This window comes from Salmonella sp. SJTUF15591, from assembly GCF_043356435.1.
Lineage (GTDB): Bacteria > Pseudomonadota > Gammaproteobacteria > Enterobacterales > Enterobacteriaceae > Salmonella > Salmonella enterica.
On the sequence record NZ_JBEUJO010000002.1, the window covers coordinates 51,805 to 75,323 of the forward strand.

At 49.5% G+C, this 23,519-nt stretch carries 16 protein-coding genes and 1 pseudogene; 7 read left to right on the forward strand and 10 right to left on the reverse strand.

All coding sequences use genetic code 11. From position 1 onward, the window contains the following. Positions 1 to 46 precede the first annotated feature (46 nt). The 4 genes and pseudogenes from ABVM99_RS04420 to ABVM99_RS04435 all read right to left on the reverse strand — a co-directional run bounded on the left by ABVM99_RS04420 (position 47) and on the right by ABVM99_RS04435 (position 3,778). Positions 47 to 826 (reverse strand): hypothetical protein, encoded by a 780-nt coding sequence (locus ABVM99_RS04420; protein ID WP_052938340.1) that lies wholly within the window; start codon positions 824 to 826, stop codon positions 47 to 49. 592 nt (positions 827 to 1,418) lie between these two features. After that, positions 1,419 to 1,641, reverse strand: a pseudogene (locus ABVM99_RS04425) (helix-turn-helix domain-containing protein); the annotation flags it as partial. Between the two features lie 27 nt (positions 1,642 to 1,668). After that, positions 1,669 to 2,208, reverse strand: coding sequence for a phase 1 flagellin gene repressor FljA (fljA, locus tag ABVM99_RS04430; protein WP_023194780.1), 540 nt, complete (start codon positions 2,206 to 2,208; stop codon positions 1,669 to 1,671). 67 nt (positions 2,209 to 2,275) lie between these two features. After that, complete coding sequence (locus tag ABVM99_RS04435; RefSeq protein WP_023194779.1) at positions 2,276 to 3,778, reverse strand: FliC/FljB family flagellin; 1,503 nt, start codon at positions 3,776 to 3,778, stop codon at positions 2,276 to 2,278. A 91-nt stretch (positions 3,779 to 3,869) separates the two neighbouring features. Here ABVM99_RS04435 and hin point away from each other — a divergent pair, with 91 nt between their 5' ends. The 5 genes from hin to ABVM99_RS04460 all read left to right on the forward strand — a co-directional run bounded on the left by hin (position 3,870) and on the right by ABVM99_RS04460 (position 12,578). After that, positions 3,870 to 4,442, forward strand: coding sequence for a flagellar phase variation DNA invertase Hin (hin, locus tag ABVM99_RS04440; RefSeq protein ID WP_000190920.1), 573 nt, complete (start codon positions 3,870 to 3,872; stop codon positions 4,440 to 4,442). A gap of 962 nt (positions 4,443 to 5,404) precedes the next feature. Continuing rightward, positions 5,405 to 6,520, forward strand: a complete 1,116-nt coding sequence (iroB, locus tag ABVM99_RS04445; RefSeq protein WP_023194778.1) for a salmochelin biosynthesis C-glycosyltransferase IroB — start codon at positions 5,405 to 5,407, stop codon at positions 6,518 to 6,520. Positions 6,521 to 6,600: 80 nt separating this feature from the next. Then, positions 6,601 to 10,257, forward strand: coding sequence for a salmochelin/enterobactin export ABC transporter IroC (gene iroC / locus ABVM99_RS04450; RefSeq protein ID WP_023194777.1), 3,657 nt, complete (start codon positions 6,601 to 6,603; stop codon positions 10,255 to 10,257). A 109-nt stretch (positions 10,258 to 10,366) separates the two neighbouring features. Beyond that, positions 10,367 to 11,611, forward strand: a complete 1,245-nt coding sequence (locus ABVM99_RS04455; protein WP_023194776.1) for an esterase family protein — start codon at positions 10,367 to 10,369, stop codon at positions 11,609 to 11,611. A 31-nt stretch (positions 11,612 to 11,642) separates the two neighbouring features. Next, positions 11,643 to 12,578, forward strand: a complete 936-nt coding sequence (locus ABVM99_RS04460; RefSeq protein ID WP_023194775.1) for an alpha/beta hydrolase — start codon at positions 11,643 to 11,645, stop codon at positions 12,576 to 12,578. Between the two features lie 41 nt (positions 12,579 to 12,619). On the opposite strand, the gene ABVM99_RS04465 is transcribed toward ABVM99_RS04460, so the two are convergent. The 3 genes from ABVM99_RS04465 to pipB2 form a co-directional block, all read right to left on the reverse strand. Continuing rightward, a complete protein-coding gene (locus tag ABVM99_RS04465; RefSeq protein ID WP_023194774.1) occupies positions 12,620 to 14,794 on the reverse strand; it encodes a TonB-dependent siderophore receptor in 2,175 nt (724 codons plus the stop codon). A gap of 529 nt (positions 14,795 to 15,323) precedes the next feature. Then, a complete protein-coding gene (locus ABVM99_RS04470) occupies positions 15,324 to 15,656 on the reverse strand; it encodes a hypothetical protein (RefSeq protein WP_077684053.1) in 333 nt (110 codons plus the stop codon). Between the two features lie 173 nt (positions 15,657 to 15,829). Further along, the gene (pipB2, locus tag ABVM99_RS04475) at positions 15,830 to 16,882 is read right to left on the reverse strand and encodes a type III secretion system effector PipB2 (RefSeq protein ID WP_023194773.1); all 1,053 of its coding nucleotides are present in this window, start codon (positions 16,880 to 16,882) and stop codon (positions 15,830 to 15,832) included. A gap of 517 nt (positions 16,883 to 17,399) precedes the next feature. Here pipB2 and ABVM99_RS04480 point away from each other — a divergent pair. Together ABVM99_RS04480 and ABVM99_RS04485 are read left to right on the forward strand one after the other, a co-directional pair. Continuing rightward, complete coding sequence (locus tag ABVM99_RS04480; RefSeq protein WP_000178739.1) at positions 17,400 to 18,329, forward strand: VirK family antimicrobial peptide resistance protein; 930 nt, start codon at positions 17,400 to 17,402, stop codon at positions 18,327 to 18,329. 293 nt (positions 18,330 to 18,622) lie between these two features. Further along, the gene (locus ABVM99_RS04485) at positions 18,623 to 19,519 is read left to right on the forward strand and encodes an antimicrobial resistance protein Mig-14 (protein WP_000701504.1); all 897 of its coding nucleotides are present in this window, start codon (positions 18,623 to 18,625) and stop codon (positions 19,517 to 19,519) included. Positions 19,520 to 20,240: 721 nt separating this feature from the next. Here the strand turns inward: ABVM99_RS04485 and ABVM99_RS04490 are convergent. The 3 genes from ABVM99_RS04490 to tctD all read right to left on the reverse strand — a co-directional run bounded on the left by ABVM99_RS04490 (position 20,241) and on the right by tctD (position 23,463). Further along, complete coding sequence (locus tag ABVM99_RS04490) at positions 20,241 to 21,254, reverse strand: HoxN/HupN/NixA family nickel/cobalt transporter (RefSeq protein ID WP_001059351.1); 1,014 nt, start codon at positions 21,252 to 21,254, stop codon at positions 20,241 to 20,243. A gap of 132 nt (positions 21,255 to 21,386) precedes the next feature. Next, positions 21,387 to 22,802: a sensor histidine kinase gene (locus tag ABVM99_RS04495; RefSeq protein ID WP_023194772.1), complete on the reverse strand. Its 1,416-nt coding sequence runs from the start codon at positions 22,800 to 22,802 to the stop codon at positions 21,387 to 21,389. After that, a complete protein-coding gene (gene tctD / locus ABVM99_RS04500) occupies positions 22,789 to 23,463 on the reverse strand; it encodes a transcriptional regulator TctD (protein ID WP_001237934.1) in 675 nt (224 codons plus the stop codon). Before tctD ends, ABVM99_RS04495 begins: the two co-directional genes overlap by 14 nt. Positions 23,464 to 23,519 lie beyond the last annotated feature (56 nt).

Sequence of the window (23,519 nt, forward strand, 5' to 3'; positions counted from 1 at the left end):
AAACATACCCCCTGCAGTCTACCAATCGCGATCTATTGAATCAATTTCACTCGGAGAAAACTGTGTTTTCTACTATCGATTTCCAATTCTTCAGTTGTGAAATTGCCTCGCTCAAACTTTGAGTCTCATGGGCCGGTTCGGCATAAGAAAGACTTAAAATTGTCGTAAGACACATAGTGGAAACTGGTACACCATCATCAGACGGGTTTCTGATACTATTTAAATATTGAAAAACGGCCGTTGATATAGCTTCGCTATAGTTTTCTTTAAGTATTTTAAGCAGTGGGCGAATCACGTCAAGAACAGCTTGTCCATATTCTAAAGCCTGCTCCTCACTCGGAATCATTCCTTTATGAATGACCCCATTACGAAATTTTATTTTATTATTATTGAGCAAAGTGGGTTTACAATCTAATTTCAATAGATGTAGGAATATGAATGCACCTAGTTGTCTTTCTGATTGATTTGAAACTTCTTTCCATGCTTCAACTACTTTCGATTCACTGATACCTTTCGAAATGCATACTACTTTTATGAAGAACTCATAGAATCTTTCCAATGAAGAAGTAAATGATGAAACTGCCTCTCGATAGTAACCATCGATGATTGCATATGCGCCAATATCGAAAAGAATTTCGAATTTTTGTTGTTGTAAAAACGTGATAGAGGAATGCCCTTTGAGGCACGTCATTTCATATCTGCCATCCTCCCTGAATCCAACTGATGACAAGTTCGTAATCATAGGGAGAGTGCTTTCACTAGCACCAATCATCTGATTTGTAATGAATTCTTTCAAACACACTGGACATGAGGATTGTAGTTTCATGCCTAACTCACTGTAAGTAGTGGAAATTACTGGTATACATCCATTTTGGGTAAAAGACAATTCTTCCTGCGAGAATGCAAAAGTGAACAGTAAAGTGTTCACTGCTCACGGACTGTTCATCATGTATCAAATTGAAATTAAAGAGAAATAATGGCGAGTGACCAGTGTGAACAGTTTTCCGTAAAAAAGTTTTTTCTTATGTGATCTATTCAAAAACAATTTCGCTTAACCACAGAAAACATTGCAACAAATCGCCATTGGTATACGCTTAGGTATACAAATGAAAGCTGAATTGGCAAATCAACAATAAAAAAATTAGGTTGAAAATAGTATTCAGATTCCGCCAGCACTTGACGTTCAATGAAGTTCACTAAGCCCGCACAGCACAAGCTCTGCGGGCTTTTTTACATCTATTGCCGCCTGGTGAGGATTGCTGAGAGCCTCACGGGCATTGACGTCAAATGACGCAATGGGTGACAGGGCAAAACGCCAAAAGTCTCACCAATAACTCCCGAAAGAATTGGAATACGAGAGTCAAAGAAAATAGAACACTCACTGAGAGTCCTGCCTGGCTGGGGCAAAGCTCGCAGTCAGACTGTCGAGCATAAAGATAAGCAGTTGCCCGTGAGACACCAGGATGTTGGGCTACGGTATCCATAGATTTGCAAAAAATCAGCAGACCTTCTTTGCGAAGCTTTAATGATCAATTCTTTTCTGTCAGCTGCTTTAAGCGTCCTGGCCGTAGTGGCACGAGCAGCGGCGAAACTATCTATGCGCTGTCGAATGGTCTCTGTTCCTCCAGGAGCAATATTTTCTCACGCAATTTTTTATTACCGTAGGCGTTATTCAGCGTAGTCCGAAGACGTGATCCTGCTCACCCAGTCAAACATAACTTGCATATGATTGCCATTGGATGTCCTCACACCAACCTGACACGCATTTACACCTGTCGTTTTGCCAGTCAAAACCTGTCCATACTTCATATAGATTTTGATACCGACTCCCTGTTTATAGCACTTATTGCAAATCGAAAAATAATCTCTTCTTGATGGAGTATATTGCTGAAGATTAAATTCGTCAGCCGGCACCAGTGAAAGATTAAAAGCGTCATTACCTGATAATTCTTCAAGAATTGCCAGAGACTCTAATTTAACTTCAATGCGCTTATTTCCTTTAGGTTTATCCGAAGCCAGAATCAAATTTTCCCTCGGATTAAACTTCGCAATGTAGCCTATGATTATCCGGGCATTATTACTCACCAATCGAACATGGATATCATTAAAACGTAGAAATTGAACTCGACGAGCAAGCATAGAATAATCCCGCGGCCATATTTCAGCCTCTCGCCCATAGGAAATATCATTTACAGCTATACATTCCATAAAGATATATTCATCTATGCTGAATGAAAAAGCCCCGGATTCACGGGGCTGAATAAAGCGAAATAAATTAACGTAACAGAGACAGCACGTTCTGCGGGACCTGGTTAGCCTGCGCCAGAACGGAGGTACCGGCCTGCTGCAGAATCTGCGCGCGAGACATGTTGGAAACTTCGGTCGCATAGTCGGAATCTTCGATACGGCTACGGGCAGAAGACAGGTTATTTACGGTATTGCCCAGGTTGGTGATAGCGGAGTTGAAACGGTTTTGAACCGCACCCAGGTCAGAACGCAGCGCATCCACCTGCGCCAGCGCGGCATCAATTTTCTGCAGCGGGTTTTCGGTGGTTTTAGCGGCTGCTTCAGCCAGCTCTGGTTGTGCTTTGAAATCATGACCAGCGGCTTTGCTGGCATTGTAGGTTTTACCGTCGATAGTAACAACTTCGGTTTTACCGTCTGCGCCACCCAGTTGGTTCAGTGCAGTTTTAGTGTTGCCGCCTTTATCGGTATATTCAGTGGTGTTAATGCTGAACGATCCATCTTTATTTTTTGTTGCAGCATAAATATTAGCCCCAACTTTAACACCGAAACCGCCATCAATAGTCTTACCGTTTTTATCCGTATAAGACATCGTAACTAATTGACCTTTTGCAGCATCAGCAGCACTAATACCACTGTCGGTCAACTGATCTTTAACTGCTGTACTGAGAGCTACAGGTTTTGGCTGCGTTTCGGTTACTGCCGTCGCCGTGGCTGGCATGCCTCCTGCCACTTTCGTGGTTGCCGGCATTGTAACAGTGCCATCATCTGCAACACTAACTTCATAAACACCATTTTTAGTAGCGTCGCCAGCGGTTAAACCTTCTACTTCAATAAAATATTTATTATCAGTTGCATCGAAGAAGACTTTACCATCCTTAATTGCAGCAGTACCGTTTGTTGCACCACCAACACCCGCTTTAAGAGCTGTATCATTAAGACCAGCAGTATTGAGTGTTGCCCCACCGCCGCTTTTAACTGCTTCGCTCTTCACATCATATTTTTTCTGCACATTCAGCGTATCCAGACCCAGGGTCTGAGAGTTGATCTGCTTCAGATCGATATCGATAGTTTCACCGTCGTTGGCACCAACCTGGATGGTCAGGGTGTTGTCCTGCGCCAGGACTTTCACGCCGTTGAACTGAGTCTGGCCGGATACACGGTCGATTTCGTTCAGGCGCTGGGTGATTTCAGCCTGGATGGAGTCGAGGTCAGACTGGGAGTTGGTGCTGTTAGCAGACTGAACCGCCAGTTCACGCACACGCTGCAGGTTGTTGTTGATTTCGTTCAGCGCGCCTTCAGTGGTCTGCGCAATGGAGATACCGTCGTTAGCGTTACGGGAAGCCTGAGTCAGACCTTTGATGTTCGCGGTAAAACGGTTAGCAATCGCCTGACCTGCCGCATCGTCTTTCGCGCTGTTGATACGCAGACCAGAAGACAGACGCTCGATAGCGGTGCCCAGTGCGGACTGGGATTTGTTCAGGTTATTCTGGGTCAGCAGCGACAGACTGTTAGTGTTGATTACTTGTGCCATAAAATTTTCCTTTTGGAAGGTTTTTGATAAAGCAATCCTCCATGAGAAAAGCGACTAAAATTCTTCCTTATCTGATGTAAAGGAGAAAATCATGGCTACTATTGGGTATATTCGGGTGTCAACAATTGACCAAAATATCGATTTACAGCGTAATGCGCTTACTAGTGCAAATTGTGACCGCATTTTTGAAGACCGTATCAGTGGCAAGATTGCAAACCGCCCCGGCCTGAAACGAGCGTTAAAGTATGTAAATAAAGGCGATACTCTTGTCGTCTGGAAATTAGACAGACTGGGCCGCAGCGTGAAAAACCTGGTGGCGTTAATATCAGAATTACATGAACGTGGAGCTCACTTCCATTCTTTAACCGATAGTATTGATACCAGTAGCGCGATGGGGCGATTCTTTTTTCATGTAATGTCAGCACTGGCCGAGATGGAGCGAGAATTAATTGTCGAGCGAACCCTTGCCGGACTGGCTGCCGCCAGAGCGCAAGGACGACTGGGAGGGCGCCCTCGGGCGATCAATAGACATGAACAGGAACAGATTAGCCGGCTATTAGAGAAAGGCCATCCTCGGCAGCAACTAGCTATTATTTTTGGTATTGGCGTATCTACCTTATACAGATATTTTCCGGCAAGCCGCATAAAAAAACGAATGAATTAAAATAAAAATTACAACAGGATGGATATAACATTTTTGTAATACAGGTGTATGGCATAAATAAACCGGAAGGGTATACGAAAAAGACAGCATCTAATTAAAAAGAGAAAAAATTCAACGCATTAACTTATATAGTGTAGCGCGCTCACGATAAGGCCTATGTTACATCCAGCTATAGACGACATCGCTCAAAACACTACCAGACACAGTATTCACCTGGAAAGGCTTTTTAATCAAAATGTTAGATGTAAGCAATTACGGACAGAAAAAATAGTAAAGTTTATGCCTCAAGTGTCGATAACCTGGATGACACAGGTAAGCCTGGCATAACATTGGTTATCAAAAACCTTGGTTTTCAAGAACCAATAAATCGTGTGGCTGATGCGCTATAAAAATCGCAGAGCGGTGACGATATTCCGCATAAGGAGCTGTTCGTTCGCAACATTCGAACGGTGACGTTAAAGCCGGTTTCATTGGTTAATGAAGACGAAGGGGACAAAATTACTACAGAGTTGATACCACAGAGATAGTCCAGGCTCGCAGGTGATACGGGATTTAACGCCGGAAAGTCCACACAGAACACGATCTGCCGCCGGACACCATTAAATTGCCCCGCCACGCGTTATCAATACTACTACCTACGCTTCCCGTTACCTTGTTGTCGGTACGTTTACCTCATTGTCTGAAAGGTTATTTACGAAGTTATCATTAATAATCCACGGGCGTCTGGTATGCGAATCCAGTTCCCCAATCCTGGCACTTTGCCTGTGCGACCATACGCGCGTAAATAAGCCTGAAACCAAACTTCACCGCTTAACGCTCTCCTCTTTCCCGATTTTTACGCAAAAAATCATCACATGAACAAGTGTCGTATTTGTTATTGCATTTTACAAATGATATTGGTAATTATTATCATTCTCATTAACAACTTGTTCGATTTATGACGTGGAGAGAGAGGATTTCTCATGCGTATTCTGTTTGTCGGTCCACCACTGTATGGACTGCTATACCCTGTGCTGTCCCTGGCGCAAGCGTTTCGTGTTAATGGCCATGAAGTGCTGATTGCAAGCGGTGGAAAATTTGCACAGAAAGCAGCCGAAGCTGGGTTGGTGGTATTTGACGCTGCGCCTGGTTTCGATTCGGAAGCGGGTTATCGCCGTCAGGAGGCATTACGAAAAGAAAATAACATTGGAACAAAAATGGGGAACTTCTCATTCTTCAGCGAAGAGATGACTGACCCGCTGGTCGCGTTCGCCGGGCAGTGGCGGCCAGATCTCATCGTCTACCCTCCCCTTGGGGTCGTTGGACCACTGATTGCCGCTAAGTATGACATTCCGGTAGTGATGCAAACCGTCGGCTTCGGTCATACGCCCTGGCACATCAAAGGCGTGACGAAATCGCTTTCTAACGCCTACCGCCGCCATGGGGTCAGCGCGCCACCAAGAGATCTGGCGTGGATAGACGTCACACCGCCCAGCATGAGCATTCTGCAAAATGACGGAGAGCCGGTTATCTCCATGCAATACGTCCCGTATAACGGCGGCGCCGTCTGGGAAGAATGGTGGGAACGTACACCTGATCGCAAGCGTCTTCTGGTCAGCCTCGGCACCGTCAAACCGATGGTGGATGGCCTGGATCTGATTTCCTGGGTAATGGATTCTGCCGGCGAAGTAGATGCCGAAATCATCCTGCATCTTCCGGCAAACGCCCGCTCGGATTTACGTTCACTGCCGCCGAATGTCCGTCTGGTCGACTGGCTTCCGATGGGCGTTTTCCTTAACGGCGCCGACGGTTTTATCCACCATGGCGGCGCAGGCAACACCCTGACGGCGCTGCATGCCGGCATTCCGCAGATAGTCTTTGGCCAGGGTGCCGACAGACCCGTCAATGCCCGCGCCGTGGTCGAGCGCGGATGCGGCATTATTCCCGGTAAAAGCGGACTTACGAGCAGCATGATCAATACCTTCCTCGATAATCACGCGCTTCGCGAGGCGTCGCAGGAGGTCGCGGCGGAAATGGCGGCCCAGCCTTGCCCGACCGAGGTGGCAAAAAAACTGATCGCCATGCTGCAACACGGCTAACCGCGGCAGCGCAATGACAATATGGCGGCTGAACCCAGCGTGTGTCGCCATATCTCATCTTTCACCGATAAGGAGGCTTAATGCCCGCGACTCATTCCCCCATGCCCGCTCGTGCCTGGATAGTTCGCCTTGCCCGCGTGTGTTGGGAACGTAAAACACTGAGCATCATTGTCATCGTAGCATCAGTATCGACCATTTTACTGGCTGCGCTGACGCCGCTAATAACGCGTCAGGCCGTCAATGACGCGATAGCAGGCGATACGACCCGCCTACCGTTACTTGCCTGCGGCCTGATATTAATTGCCCTTTTTGATTTTATCGGGAATTACGTGCGCCGCGGCTATGCCGGGGAACTCTCGCTGTGGGTTCAGCATACGTTACGTAACCGTGCGTTCGATAGTATTCAAAAACTGGACGGCGCAGGCCAGGACGCCTTGCGTACCGGGCAGGTCATTTCGCGTACCAACAGCGATCTTCAACAGGTACACACCTTGCTACAGATGTGTCCGGTGCCGCTGGCGGTGCTCACTTACTATGTGGCCGGTATCGCGGTAATGCTATGGATGTCGCCATCCATGACGCTTATCGTGATTTGCGTACTGGTCGCCCTTGCCATTACCGCCCTGCGCGCCCGTCGCCGTGTTTTCGCGCAAACGGGGCTTGCCTCAGACCGGCTGGCGCACATGACGGAGCATATGCGCGAAGTATTGGAACAGATCTCAGTGGTGAAGTCCTGCGTGGCGGAGTTGCGCGAAACGCGTTGGCTCGATGGTCAGTCGCGGCAGATGGTGCGGGTACGCATCGGCGCCGCTATCTCGCAGGCGATGCCGGGCGCAACCATGCTGGCGCTACCGGTGATAGGGCAAATCGTCCTGCTGTGCTATGGCGGCTGGTCGGTAATGAACGGGCGCATCGATCTGGGAACCTTCGTTGCGTTCGCGAGTTTTCTCGCTATGCTGACCGGCCCTACCCGCGTACTGGCATCGTTTTTGGTTATCGCACAGCGCACACAGGCGTCGGTAGAGCGCGTCTTCGCGCTTATCGACACGCGTTCTCGCATGGAAGACGGTACTGAGTCGGTTGAGGGCCAGATTATCGGGCTGGACGTGGAGAAGATGAGTTTCCACTACGACAACGGTAACCGTATCCTCAATGAGATCTCGTTTTCCATTCACACCGGTGAAACCGTGGCAGTGGTTGGCGCATCCGGCTCCGGAAAATCAACATTGCTGATGTTGCTGGCGCGCTTTTACGATCCCACCTCCGGCGGGGTGTGGCTCAACACCACTGCGGGTCAACAGAATATTCGCGACCTGAAACTGACGGCGCTTCGTCGTCGCGTTGGCGTAGTGTTTGAAGACGCGTTTCTGTTTGCCGGTACGGTGGCGGAAAACATCGCCTATGGGCACCCGCAAGCGACTCAGGACGACATTCGACGCGCCGCCGATGCCGCAGGCGCCAGCGGGTTCATCAATGCGCTACCGCAGGGGTTCAACACCCGACTGGCCGAACGCGGAAGCAACCTCTCCGGCGGCCAACGCCAGCGTATTGCGCTAGCCCGGGCACTGATTACCGCGCCGGAACTGCTGATTCTCGATGACACCACCTCGGCGGTCGATGCCGGTACTGAAGCGGAAATTAACACGGCTCTTGGTCGTTATGCCGATAATGAGCATATGCTGCTGGTGATTGCACGCCGCCGTTCAACACTACAGTTAGCCGATCGGATCGTCGTGCTGGATAAAGGCCGCGTCGTGGATATCGGTACCCAGGCGGAGCTGGATGCAAGGTGTCCGACGTTTCGCTCGCTGATGAGCGGCGAGGGTGATTTTCTCGCCCTCGCCCCGGCGGAACAACGTGCGCTATGGCCAACAACGCAGGCGGTAAAATCCGACGACGCGCATGAGCGCCAGACACCCGCCGGAAAAGGTTTTGTCGACCGGATGACGCGCGTTCCGGAACGCGCCGTACAGATGGCGCTGGCAGGCCACGGGCGTCAAGTCTCATCGCTGCTGACGCCAGTAGCCTGGATGTTCGTCATCGCCGCCCTGCTTATCGCGCTTGATTCCGCCGCAGGCGTTGGCGTGCTGGTGCTTTTGCAGCGCGGTATTGACTCAGGCGTTGCCGTAGGGGATATGTCGACTATTGGCATATGCGCCCTGCTCGCGCTGTGTCTGGTAGCGATCGGTTGGTGCTGCTATGCGCTGCAAACGATCTTCGCCGCCCGCGCGGCAGAGTCGGTACAGCATACGGTACGCTTACGCAGCTTCAGCCACCTGCTACGCCTGAGTCTTCCCTGGCACGAGAAGCACATCGACTCGCGTCTTACTCGCATGACTGTCGACGTTGATTCACTCGCCCGATTTCTGCAAAACGGTCTTGCCAGCGCGGCCACCAGCATCGTGACGATGGTCGCTATCGCCGCGGCAATGTTCTGGCTTGACCCCATTCTTGCGTTAACGGCATTAAGCGCCGTACCTGTAGTGATACTGGCGACGTGGATTTACCGCCGTTTGAGCTCGCCTGCCTACGCCCAGGCACGGCTGGAAATTGGTAAGGTGAACAGTACGCTTCAGGAAAAGGTCTCCGGTATGCGGGTAGTGCAGTCACACGGTCAACAGAAGCAGGAAGCCGCCAGGCTACGGGCGTTATCAGACAACTTCCGCGCCACCCGCGTGCGGGCGCAAAAATACCTTGCTGTCTATTTTCCGTTCCTGACCTTCTGCACCGAGGCCGCCTATGCCGCCGTGCTTTTAATCGGGGCGACCCGGGTCGCCGGAGGCGAAATGACGCCCGGGATACTGGCGGCGTTCTTCCTGCTACTGGGACAATTTTATGGCCCGGTACAGCAGTTGTCAGGCATTGTTGATTCCTGGCAGCAGGCAACCGCCAGCGGCAAACATATCAATGCGCTATTGGCGACTGAGGAAACGGAGAATATTGAACCGTCCTCCATAACGCCTGGCACTGGCGGCGCGCTACGTCTGGAGGCATTGACATTCCGCTATCCCGAAAAAACGCAACCTGTGCTTGATAATCTCTCGCTCACCATTCCGCCAGGAACGGTAGTCGCGGTGGTCGGACGTAGCGGCGCCGGCAAATCGACGCTGATCAAGCTGCTGGCCGGGCTCTACTCTCCCGGCAGCGGGCAAATCCGTGTCGGTGAGCGCCTAATTGATGCCGCGTCGCTTAGTGATTATCGTCGCCAGACGGGGCTGGTCACTCAGGATGTCGCATTATTTAGCGGCGATATTGCCGAAAATATCCGCTATTCGCGGCCAGACAGCAGCGACACGGAGGTGGAGATCGCGGCGCGACAGGCGGGACTCTTTGAAACTGTGCAACATCTGCCGCTGGGGTTTCGTACTCCGGTCAATAACGGCGGCACGGATCTGTCCGCGGGCCAGCGTCAGTTGATTGCCCTCGCCCGCGCCCAACTGGCACAGGCGCACATTCTGCTGCTCGACGAGGCAACAGCGCGTATCGACCGCAGCGCCGAGGAGCGCTTAATAACCTCGCTTACCGGAGTGACGCATACCGAGAAACGCATCGCGCTTATCGTCGCGCACCGGCTGACCACCGCTCGCCGCTGCGATGTGATTGTCGTAATCGATAAAGGATGTATCGCTGAATATGGCAGCCATGAGCAGTTGATAGCGGCTCATGGCCTGTATGCTCGTCTGTGGCGGGACAGCATCGGCCAGACACGCGATACGCAAGGAGAGGTCATAGGATAGTTTTTATCGCCACGATTTACGCAAAAGAAAGCCCGCAAGCGGCTGTTCCTTTAACAGCCGCTTTAGCTATTGATACTGACCGAAATATAAATGAGATGGAATACAAAGAATGAGACTGAGCCCGCCTGTCGCTCCTGTCGCTATACAGACCGCTACGCGCCTTCGCCGCCAACTCGCCGCCGGAAGCCAGGTTGACGCTTCTCACTTCTGGCGAGAAGCAAACTCGCTCGCGCTGCCTCTGGTGACAGCCATTAACGGCGCAGACGATGAACGGGAAGTCACCTTCCTGTGGCGTGCCGCCTCTCCTCTGCGGGGGGTTTATGTTCGCCTGAACCGTGTCACCGATAAAGATAACGTGGCGAAAGGTATGATGACGCAACTGCCCACAACGGATATCTGGCATCTGACGCTTCGCTTACCAGCGTCCTACTGCGGTTCCTATACGATGGTCGAAATACCACCGGAAACCCCGGACGAGACGGTGTTGCAGCTTGGAAGCCGTTTCGCCTCCCTTGTCGGGAAGGCGGACCCGCTGAACAGCACGCCGGGAATAAATGTTCGGGGCAATGCGCAGGAATCCGTTCTGGCGCTGGATCACGCCCCGGCACAGGAGGAGTGGTCAGGCTGTCGCGCTTACGCCGGGCAGCTTTTCACCTCAGAGCATCGGCTCGCCGGACAACGTCGCCGTGTGCGGCTGTATCTTCCTGACGTTCCTGTCGTACAACCGCTGGGCTTGCTGGTACTCACGGATGGCGAGATCTGGTTCGACCATCTTGGGGTAAGCGCCGCCATTGACGCCGCCATCCGCAGCGGACGTATCGCGCCGGTGGCCGTACTCGGCATTGATAACATCAACGCGGGTGAACGCGTCGCAATCCTCGGCGGTCGCCGCGAGCTGGTGCTCGACATTGCCGAACGCCTGCTGCCAACCCTTCGCGCCAACTACCCGGAACGGCGGTGGGCGGACCGTACACAAACGGTGCTGGCAGGGCAAAGCCTCGGCGGCGTGACCGCGCTGATGGCGGCCCGCCACGCGCCAGAGAGCTTCGGCCTGGTGCTGAGCCACTCCCCCTCAATGTGGTGGACGCCGGACAACCGCAACCGCCCGAACCATTTCAGCGCAGAAGAGCGCTCATGGGTCAGCGAACATGTGTTATCCGCGCCCTCGCCAGCCGTACGTACGCATCTGTGCGTGGGATCGTTAGAAGGTTCGACGGTCCCGCAGGTCAAACAGTTGCATGAAAAATTGCGCGCCGCCGGCGTCGAAAGCCATTGCAGCGTGTACACCGGCGGTCACGATTATGCCTGGTGGCGCGGCGCGCTGATTGACGGATTACGTCTACTGCCCCGATAAAACTTCACCTGCCAAAAAGGAATCACATCCGATGTATGGTCGCCAGTACCACAACAAGTGCTATCGCATGGCGCTATTTTTAGTGAGTTTTTGTTTTAGCGCGCTGAGTTATGCGCAGCCGGATATGCAGCCATTAGGGCCGAATATTGCTGATAAAGGTTCGGGATATTACCATTTTAGGGTCAATGACTTTCAATCTGCCGATGGCGCAAGACATTACCGGGTATGGACCGCTATTCCCAATAAAGCCGCCCCGCCGTCGGGTTATCCTGTTTTATATATGCTGGACGGCAACGCAGTGATGGACAGGCTGCCGGAGGCGCTGCTCAAACAACTGGCAGACCACTCGCCGCCGGTGATTGTGGCGATTGGCTATCAGACTAACCTGCCGTTTGATCTTAACGGCAGAGCTTATGACTATACGCCGGCGCCGGGAATCAAGCGCGATGGCAGTGAAAATAACCCGCGTTTTCATCGTAAAACCGGCGGCGGGCCAGCGTTCCGCCAGCTACTGGAGAGACATATCGCGCCGCAGGTGGAACAAGGAATAACCATCAACCCCGAACGGCGCGGGGTATGGGGACATTCTTATGGCGGCCTGTTCGTTTTGGACTCCTGGCTATCGTCATCCTTCTTTCATATCTATTACAGCGCCAGCCCGTCACTCAGCAGGGATAACTTTGCCCTGTTGAATCGCCTTACGGCAGTGAAGCCGTCGCCGTTCTGCCATAAAAAACTCATTATAATGGAAGGTTCTGCGTCGAATGGGGATAGCAGGCAACGCCAGATGGCCGAGCTCCTGCAAAAAGTTCAGGAGACCGTGAGAACGCTTGAGAACAACGGCGTTAACGCGGCCCTGCAGCATTACCCGGGCCTGGGCCACGGGCCCATGTTTAACGCCTCTTTTCGCAGTGCATTGCTGGATATCAGTCGCGAACCGGCAAGCCAAAAACCACGCTGTCATTAACCCGTCGCCAGAATATGCCCGCCAGCGACGGGCATAATCCATCAAAACGAGGCCGTCACACCGGCATAATAAGCCCGACCCGGTTCGTTATAGGTATTTGCCCCTTCGGCGGAGCGATAGATCTGTTTATCGAAGATATTGCTGATACCGACATTAAGACGCAGGTTCTTGTTGATATCGTAGTTAACGTTGGCACCAACCAGTGAGTAAGCCCCCAGCGCTTTCCCGGACAATCCTTTGGTCTCTTCACTACGCGACTCCGCATGTGTTCGCGGTTTTTGCTTGCCGTATAACGTCCAGTTGACGTTAGCGGAGAGCGCGCTGGTGATAGTCCAGTCGAGGAAGGTATTCACCGTATATTTCGGGATTATCGATAAGGGATTGCCGGTATCTTTTTGCTCAGAAGCAATCATATAAGTCGCATTGGTATTCCAGTTCAGACGGTCCGGCATCAGCGGAACAGCCATGCTGGCTTCAATACCTTCAATCAGCGCCTTACCGCCGTTCTGCCACTGCAATACATAAGCGCCAGATGCGCTTCTGCCAATAATCTTATCACCTGCGACAATCTTATTCTGATAATCGTTACGGAAATACGTGACGCTTGCGTGGTAATCGTCTACGGTAAATTCCAGCCCAATCTCTTTATTGATGCTAATTTCAGGATCGAGGTTCTTATTACCGACCAGGTAACAGCCGCCCGACGTAATATCTTTTGGACAACCGTTGCCTTTCGAATAGAGTAAATACCCCTCACTGGTTTGATACAAGTTCGGTGCCTTAAAGGCCCGGGCAATACCGGCTTTCACCTTGACGTATTCACCTAACTCCTGGGAAAGGTTAAGACTGGGACTAAAATTACTCCCGGATTCACTCAAATAGTCAAAACGCAGACCCGGAATAATATTGGTACCGGCCATGGGTTCGATATTATCTTCAACGTACAGCGCACTGATTTCCGATTTATTTTTGCTGCTACGGTTAGCCGCCGAACCGGGAATCCCGGCGATATTGCTATCCTTAACCGTCAGACTGGTAGAGGAAGGATCGTTCAGCTCATCGCGGTTCCACTCCGCGCCGACGGTGAGCGTTTGCTCAAATAGCCATATCACCGGGACATTCACCTCGCCGCTGGTGCGATACGAGGTCAGGCGGTTAGTGGTGAACGTCTGGTCGTTGGTAATACGCCCCTCGCCGCCGCCGGAGAGCCCCTCATTCATGCGGGTGTTATCGGTTTTTTCATAGTAGAACCCCAGGCGGCTTTGCCCCCAGTCCCAGATGCCGTTATGAGTTAGACCGTAATTCTGCCGGTACAGGCGATTGGTCTCCCGCCCGGACTGCGCGAGACTTTTGGTAACCGCGTTTGAAGTACTGTTTTGCGTATCGCCGGCATAGATATTCCCCTGCCGACTGTATCCCGCTTCAAAATCAAGGATTTGCTGCGGGGTCATTTTCCATGAGAAGACGCTATTAATATCTTTATTGGTGACCCCCTCCCGTCCGGCGGCATTCTTGGTCCCGGCGGAGGAGTTAATATCCCAGCTGTCGGCATCGGTTCTGTTGAGATTACCGTACAGGCGCATCGTCAACGTATCTCCAGCCAACGGGCCGCTAAGGCTAAAGTTACCCCGCCGGGTGTCACCTTCTTTGCTGCTTTCCGGCTGGTTGGTATAAAGCGACAGCGAGCCATGCCAGTCGTTAGTGGGGCGTTTGGTGATGATGTTCACCACCCCGCCTGCGGCACCGGAGCCATAGCGCGCGGCGGCGGGCCCACGGATCACTTCAATACGTTCTACCATCTCCGGCGGTACCCAGTTTGTATCGCCACGGGTGTCGCGTTCTCCGCGCCAGCTATAGCGAACCGAATTTCGCGACGTCACCGGCACGCCGTCAATCAGCACTAAGGTATTTTCCGGCCCCATACCACGAATATCAATTTGTCGGTTATTTCCGCGCGTCCCCGAGGCGCTATTGCCGGTAAGATTAACCCCAGGCATCTTACGAATAATATCGGCAAGATCGTTAACGGGAGGATTCTTTTGAATATCGTCACGAGTAATAATCGAAACGCCCGGCTGTTGCTTTAATACTTGCTCGGCGGTGGATTCAACCACCATCGTTTCGCCGTTGTCGTCAGTAGATTCTGCTGCTGATAATGGACTATTAATCCCTGTAGAAACCACGGTTATTAACCAGATGTACTTCTTAACTCTCATACCCATTCCCTAAATAATGTCTAAAGTAGCGCTGTTGCCCTCAAGCTCACATCCTTGCCAGGTTACGGCTATATAGTAATTATTATCATATGCCAATGATAATAATTATCATTCAATTAAAAGAAAGGCAATCTTTCGACCGCAAAAATCTGGTAATAAGAAAACAGAAACGGGATTTTGCAATATGACTCTCTGTCCGGGCTCCACTTTGCCAGTAAATCCGGGAAGGGGGCAGAATGCGCCTACTGAACGAAGGTTTTACAAAACAGGAATAGAGGAAATTAATTATTTTTCAAAGCATTAATGATAATAAACAACCAGATCAGATGGTATAGCGCGGTTCAGGGTTCACCGCCGCTTCCCTGCCGACGGCGAACCGTTCTTACAGTTTGCCAGCGACTTTCCGTCTGGGTAATGGTGGGATCGGATACGATTGTAGTCATTCGATATATGACAATGAAAGTGATGTTGGCTCCAAAATACAAAGCGCCTGGTAATAATTATCAGGCGCTTTGCAGACAGAAAACCGTCAGACATCGGTTTCTCGTTCTCCAGGATCTACTGGAAAATATGGCAACCCACAGTTAGTGGATTTTACTGTCGGGTCTTGCCAGGGATGTTGTGTTACCCCCAGGTCTTTTAAAAGACCTCGTAAGAGCACTAACTCGCTGGGTGTCATTTTTTGCTTTGGTTCACCCGCTTTAGGTGGACGAATATCCTCCTGACTAGTACATGTAACACAATAACCTTTTAACTCTATCCACTTAGGCTTAGGGGGGGCCTTAGGATCGGGAGGCGTCGGGCTGGCAACGCACGAACAGGCACTTATACATCCAGGCATAACGTTTTCCTTTTCAAACAATTCGCTTTAGTTGGAAGTTCTACTTGAGAAAATAGAAATGGTTGTTCAGATATTTTTACCGTCGCATACTCCTGTAATAATAAAAGATACTGTAAATAATTAACTCTCAGCTACTATTCAGTAGCAGATAGTTATTCTTACATTGCTTTTATTTCAGATTTACGTCAAAAAGGCTAAATATTTTCACTATAAAATTCGTTAAAGAGTGTTTGTGTACTTGTAGACATTCTGGCGTCTTCGGTACGCAAATCGGTTAGTGTACAATCTTTAAAACAGGTATTATTTAAATTAGCCTCAGCCAAATCAGCCCTGTCCAGGTTCGTAGAAATGAAACTCGCCTTTTGCAGGTTTGCCCGGGTTAAGATAGCGCCTTCCATATCAGCAGCCATTATAGTAGCACCCTGTAATGTCGCACCGCTCATATCAGCACGTATAAGGGTTGCGCCTGAAATATTAGCGTGATCCATATTTGCACCGGAGCAAAGACATTCTACCATGCTACAGCCTAACAGACTTGTGTATTGTAAATTGGCGCCAGTAAGATTAGCGCGATCGAGGGTAGCGCCACACATAATACTATGTTCCAGACAGGCGTTCATTAAATTACTGTCGCCTAATGATGCTCCCGATAGATTTGCCCCCTTAAAATTTGCACCGTCACAATCCGCCATAAACAGTACTGCCCCATCTAAATCTGCGCCGCTTAAGTCTGCGCCACATAAATTTTCTGCCGTCAGATTTGCTCCGGTAAGGACAGCGCCTTTAAGATTCATGCCTCCCTGGGCAGTTAACATTACAGAATCCTGAGGGAGAGAAAATTCGTATCTGAATAGTAAAACTCGACATATTTTTTCAAAAGAGGCAAACGGGATTTCTCTTGTCTCAGAATTGTCGCCTTTACTGACCCGTACAATAACTTGTTCAGCTTCGTTATTCTCACCAGGAAGATTAAATTCGACACGATACCCATCCATATCCTCCAGTATGATGTTTTCTGGCAACGGAGCACCTCTGTCAGGCATTGAACTTTTCAATGTATCAGCCATAGTGTCTATCAATTCCTGATATTGTGCTTCATTTTTCCGACGTACCCCACCACAGGTAAAAAAGTTGATGATATATTCCAGAATAGTTTTGGGAGAGGTAGCTTGCCGCATAGCAGCATAAGTCCCCGCGCCAAAAGCAGATGTAGCCATACCGGCCAGACTACCAAGTGAACGCTGCATATATTTTCTCCCAGAGAGAGCAACACAGTACATGATAAAATTTATCATATAGATTTGCATTTAGAGATAAGGTGAATACCCCCTTTGTGTCTGGTTACATAATAACGTATCACGACGCTTTGCTGTCTGGCTTACACAATACCAGCTAAATAAATATATTGGCTTATACTCGTCATACTTCAAGTTGCATGTGCTGCGGCTGCGTTCCCTCCCCCCAGTCACTTACTTTAGTAAGCTCCTGGGGATTCGCTCGCTTGTCGCCTTCCTGCAACTCGAATTATTTAGAGTATAAACATTATTTAAAATAATAAACACGGCATTCGTTTTAATACTACGTTCAGGACTCATCCCACTCATTAGCAGAAAACCTATTAAAAAGCGTGTTCAGGCGTTTTATTGCTGCCATTGATAAACTGTTTAACAACGTCGTCTGTACAGGCCTTCTTCGTTGCCTTTACGTTTAACTCAATCAGGCTACCGTCTCGGTTATAAGTCTATCGAGTAGTAGGGACGTAGTATGACGATGCAGCAAAGTGATATGGAAAGATATAATCCATTATTAATGTTAAAAGAAGTCATGGCGCAGACGCCTTATCGCCATAAACGCTGGGGAGAGCGTAAGTTTCGCTATAAATTTGTATTACGTTGCCTTATTAACCCTGTAACGACAATTAAATACTTCAATGAATTATGCCATCTGTCTCAGCCCAGAACGCTGATCATTCATCGTCCACTGTTGCCGGCAAAAATCCAGCGGCCCTATTTGTATACCGGGCTTAGCATACGTTGCCGGGCAAAAGCTATTCTGGAACACTACCAGTTCGTTCAGTCCTTTCCGGAAAATAAAATTAAAAAGATCCTCCTGTCCGAGGAACAAATATTGCTCGCTCACCTGGAAGGAAAAAACGGCGCTCTGGTGGATATCTACTGCGGTCCCTGTGGCTATGACAGGGAAGGTGAACTGACATTAACGCTGTGCTTCAATGATACGCCGTTGGCACGTTTATCATTTTCCTTTATCCGCCATGAAGGGAAGCAAATAGCGCTGGTTGCCGGGTTACAAGGGCCCAGTAAACATGTCGGCCCACAAGTCATACGTAACGCCACCAAAGATTGTTACGGTCTCTTTCCTAAACGGATGCTGTATGAAGCATTTGCGACATTGATGCTGGCCTGTAATGTCGACGAGATTTATGCGGTAAGTGAAAACAACCATGTTTATCGTCAACTCAGGTACTTATTCCAGAAGAAAAAAACTTTTGTGGCCAGCTATAGTGAATTCTGGGAGTCGCTAAACGGCGTTAAGAAAGGTGCCTTATATCATCTGCCATCACAGGTGATGCGTAAAGCGCCTGAAAGTATCCCCAGCAAAAAACGCGCAGAGTATCGGAAGCGCTATCATATTCTGGATACAATAATACAAGAGGTTAACAGCCTCTCCCGGTAGAACTATTTCATACGCGGATGCGCAGATCCTGCTACCGTTCAGCGGATCTCTTTGAAATCTGTATCGCTACTGGATGGTTAAATACAGAATGGCTTGCGAGTGAAAAGCGCGGCATTAAACCGTCGCTTTCACTCATGCTATGATCAACATCTTAATCTTATTCCCTTCACCATAACGTCATCGATTAGCATGTTAACCATTAAATACAAGCTAAACATTTGTCACATTTTTATTTGGTTGAGCAAAAAAATAATACAAAATAGAATTTTCAGTAAGCTAAGTCAGGAGTTTTGGTGAAAATACAAGAAGTTAAGCGTATATTAACCCGCTGGCAGCCGTCTTCCTTTGCCCTATACCGGGAGGTGTTTACGCAATACGGCGGTAGTATCAATATGCACCCAGATATTGTGGATTATTTTATGAAGCGCCATAACTGGCATTTTAAATTCTTCCACTATAAAGAAGATGATAAGATTAAAGGCGCCTACTTTATCTGTAATGATCAGAATATTGGCATCCTGACGCGCAGAACCTTCCCGCTATCGTCAGATGAGATACTTATTCCGATGGCACCAGATTTACGCTGCTTCTTACCCGATCGTACTAACCGGCTTTCAGCGTTGCATCAGCCACAAATACGCAATGCCATATGGAAACTCACCAGAAAGAAACAAAATTGTCTGGTCAAAGAAACGTTCTCTTCTAAGTTTGAAAAAAGACGCCGTAATGAATATCAGCAATTTCTTAAAAAAGGCGGTAGTGTAAAAAGCGTTGCTGATTGTTCTTCTGATGAACTGACTCATATTTTTATCGAGTTATTTCAGTCTCGTTTCGGCAATACGTTATCTTGCTATCCCGCTGATAACCTTGCCACCTTTTTTAGTCAACTGCATCACCTTCTGTTTGGGCATATTCTTTATATTGAAGGGATACCCTGTGCATTTGATATCGTATTGAAATCTGAAAGCCAGATGAACGTCTACTTTGACGTATCTAATGGTGCAATTAAAAATGAGTTCAGGCCACTCAGTCCCGGCAGCATACTAATGTGGCTAAATATTAACCGTGCCAGACATTACTGCCAGGAAAGACAAAAAAAATTACTTTTTTCCATCGGCATACTAAGGCCTGAATGGGAATATAAGCGCATGTGGTCGACCCCCTATTTTACCGGAAAATCGATTTGCTAAAAAGAAAGCCTGGACGTAAATATGTTTTTTACGTCCAGATTTTTCATAAGTCCTGATGAACTGATAAAAAACGAAAGTTTAATCATAATTTAAAAAATAAGTTAACCACCATATAATCATAATGACAATTACTCGAAATTCACTTACACTATACTCGGTTTTATGGAATTGATTAACACGGTATGTTACAGATAACGTGCTAAAAAGCGTGCAGCGGTTATACATTTTCATATGTGTGTGTCATTAACCTGGCGTCAAGAACAGATGATGATGACAACTACCCTTTTATCTCTTCTGGCCTGGTATACCGTCAGTAGATTAAAGGTGTAGCCTTACTTTATGGCATTACAAAAATGTAGGTGAGGTCTATGCTCAATGTATACGTTATTTGTAACAACGCTCTTGTGCATAAACAATACGTTATTGCCAACAGCACTGAACGGGTACAGTGGTTCTTGCTGACAACAGGCTTAAAGATCGCCTTAACACGGGATACCTGATAACTGGATTATATTATGACACATGCAGACTGGCTGATTCTTGGGTATACAACTGTTATTATTATTTTTGGTATTGTATGTTATATCGGATTGCTTAAATTGATAACGAAAGGCAAGCATGAAAAATAACGCACTTACCGGGAAGAATATACTCTCAGGAGATAAAATGCTTCGGCAATGATATGACACCACTGCCGAAATGCTATTTTTACAGAAATCAATCAGGTATTGAGGGTGATTTTATCATAGCCGCGCCAGCGATAATTCAACAACGAGAGCAGCCAGAATAGCACAAAAGCGCCCACTACCCAGAAGCCCACATTCCCCATATGATCGTTAAGCGTGCTGACGGTCTGCCAAAATGTTCCGCTTAACTGTAACGCATCATCAATCAACCCCAGCGCCTCAAGCCCGCCAATCGCCAGCGCGACAATGACGGATGCGGCGGTAATGGTCATATTATAATAAAGCTTACGTAATGGATGCGAGAAAGCCCAACCGTAAGCGCCGACCATGACAAAGTTATCCAGGGAATCCACCAGCGCCATCCCGGCGGTAAACAGCACAGGAAAAATCATCATCGACCAGAGAGATAGCCCCTGGTTAGCTGCTGAAGCGGAAATGCCCAGCAACCCAACCTCGGTTGCGGTATCAAATCCCAGACCAAACAGAAAACCGACAAAATACATATGCCAACTGGAAGTGACTAAACGAAACGTACGCTGAAATATACGCGTCATCAGCCCGCCAGGTATCGCCTCGTCATGCGCCCTCACTGACTCGCCGCGGGTAACCGAGCGAAATTGCCGCCAGACGTTGAACAAAATAAACAGATTAAGCAGGGCCATCGCCAGCAGAAAAAAAGCGGAAACAGCCGTACCGATCAACGAACCATATTGATGCAAAACATCAATACGATCGCGAAATGCCATCGACGTCACAACAATCGCCAGACATGCCAGAACGACAATGGTCGAATGACCCAATGAAAAAAACGCCCCCACGCCTAAAGGCGTTTTACCCTGCTGCATCAGTTTACGGGTGACGGTATCGATGGCTGCAATATGATCGGCATCAACCGCATGACGCAGCCCAAAGCTATACGCCAGTATGGCTGCGCTTAGCATGACGGCATGGTGATGAAAAACACAGAACGCCCAAATCCAGGCCAGGATGTTAACCCCGACAAGAAAGACGGTTAATGCTATTCCCCGTCGTTTAGTATGATTATTCATGCCCCTGCACCCACTATATTTTTAATTAACGCTACGGTTTGTAGGGGGAATGTATGATCATTTGATTAAAACGTCACACCTCAAGATGCGACTTTTTGTAAACGTGCTTTACCGCTGACACATTTGTGCGCATTACTGCGGAACAAGGCTTAAAAAGCGTATCCGAACGTATAACCCTCCCAACGCTTCACTACGGGAAAAATGGGGATGAGTACGGTGCAGGCGTGCGATATCATTGACCAAAGCCAGACCAATACCCGCCCCGGCCACATTTCCTACGTTATCGAGCCGGTGGAACGGCTGTAGCGCCAGATGGATGTGTTCATCATCAATGCCGGGGCCGCTATCTTCGACAACCAGCGTCACGGCATCGCCATCCCGTTCAAGCCGCGCGGTGACGATGCCTTGCTCAGGCGTGTATTTCAGCGCATTATCCAGCAAGTTTCCGCACAGCTCGCTAAGCAGTACCTCATCCCCCTCGATCCACATCGCTTCCTGTTCGCCTTCGTAGCCCAGGTCGATATGTTTACTCCGTGCCTGCGCCAGGCGGGTAAAACAGCCGCTCTGTACGATATCGTACAGATTCACCGGGGAAAAACGCCGCTCGCCCTGCTCTTTATGCTTTACCGCAGAAAGTTGCAACAATCTTTCCGTGAGCTGAATGGTGCTATCCAGCGTTACGCTCATCGCCTGCAGACTTTCGTACCAGTGATGAGGGTGCTGGCTGGCTAACGCCACCGCCGCCTGCGTTTTTAACACCGCCAGCGGCGTTTTTAACTGGTGAGAAGCATCGGCGCTAAAGCGTTCCTGCCGGGAAAGGATGCCGCGGAGCCTGTCAATGTAGCGATTAAACGCCACGATTAACAAGCGTGTTTCCGACCACGGCAGCAGTTCCGGCAGCGGCGTTAACAGACCCGGTTCGCGGCGTACCATTAATGATGAAAGTTGACGCATAGGGCGCAGGATCCGGCGTAATAACCAGCCAACCAGCACCAGGGTCAGCAACACCAGCAGCCCCTGTGAGATCCAGGAAGAGAACAGCAGTTGGCCCGCCAGATAACGACGGGACTGCAGCGTCTCTGCGACATAAATCTCCGCCATGCCGATAATGCCGCCTTCGTTGATCGGCTGTAGCAAACGCGCCACGCGGATCGCCTCGCCGCGATACTCGGTATGATAGAACCACGCCAGCGCCGGATAAAGCCGGGTACGAGGCGTAGCAGGCGGCATGGCGGGCAGATCGTCATAACCGGAAATGACCTTTCCGGAAGGGTCGACGACTTTGTAATAGAGTCGATCATTCATATTAAGCTCGAAGCTATCCAGCACCACCCAGGGCACGTTAACTTCCAGATGGTTATTGCGCACCACCAGCCGTTCCGATACCGTTCGCGCCGAGGAGAGCAACGTACGGTCATAAGCCTGAGTGGCGGCCTGTAGCGCATTGATATAACTGTTAAACGCCGACAGCCCCCATAGCAGAATCAGCGGCAACCCCAGGAACAGTAAGAGTTGCAGGTACAACGATTGCGGCTTAACCCACTTCATCGCCGCGCTCCAGCACATAACCCAGGCCGCGCAGCGTCGTAATTCGTACATCGCTTCCCTGGAGTTTTTTACGCAGTCGATGAATATAAAGTTCGATGCTTTCAGGGCTTACCTCATCGTTCAGGCTGAACACCTGTTCAAAAAGCTGCTGACGCGAAACTGGTCGCGTTCGTCGGTACATCAATACGGTTAAGAGCGCCTGCTCACGCGGCGTCAGCGCTAACGGCTGCCCCTGTAACAGAAAATACCCTTCATCATGAAAGATCAATTCCCCCAGTTGCTGAACTTCATGAACCTGCCCAGCACTGCGTCGCAGCAAGGCCCGTAAACGGGCATCCAGCTCTTCCAGTTCAAAGGGTTTCGGCAGATAGTCATCCGCGCCGACGTTGAGACCTTTTACGCGATCCGCCACCGCGCTTCGCGCCGTGAGCAGCAAAACGGGCAAGGTCTGACCGCGTTTACGCAGCCGTTGCACCACCTCCAGTCCATCCATTCCCGGCATATTGATATCCAGCACCGCCAGCGCGTACATTTCACTGTGCAGAAGATGGTCAGCCGCCAGGCCGTCAAATACGCAGTCCACGGCAAAGCCGTTTTGCACCAGCGCTTTTTCCAGCCAGTGAGCCAGCTCACGGTTATCTTCCGCCAATAAGAGACGCATATCACATCCTGTAAAGTTTCTGCCGCATTGAAAGGGAATTGAAAGGTTATTGTTTT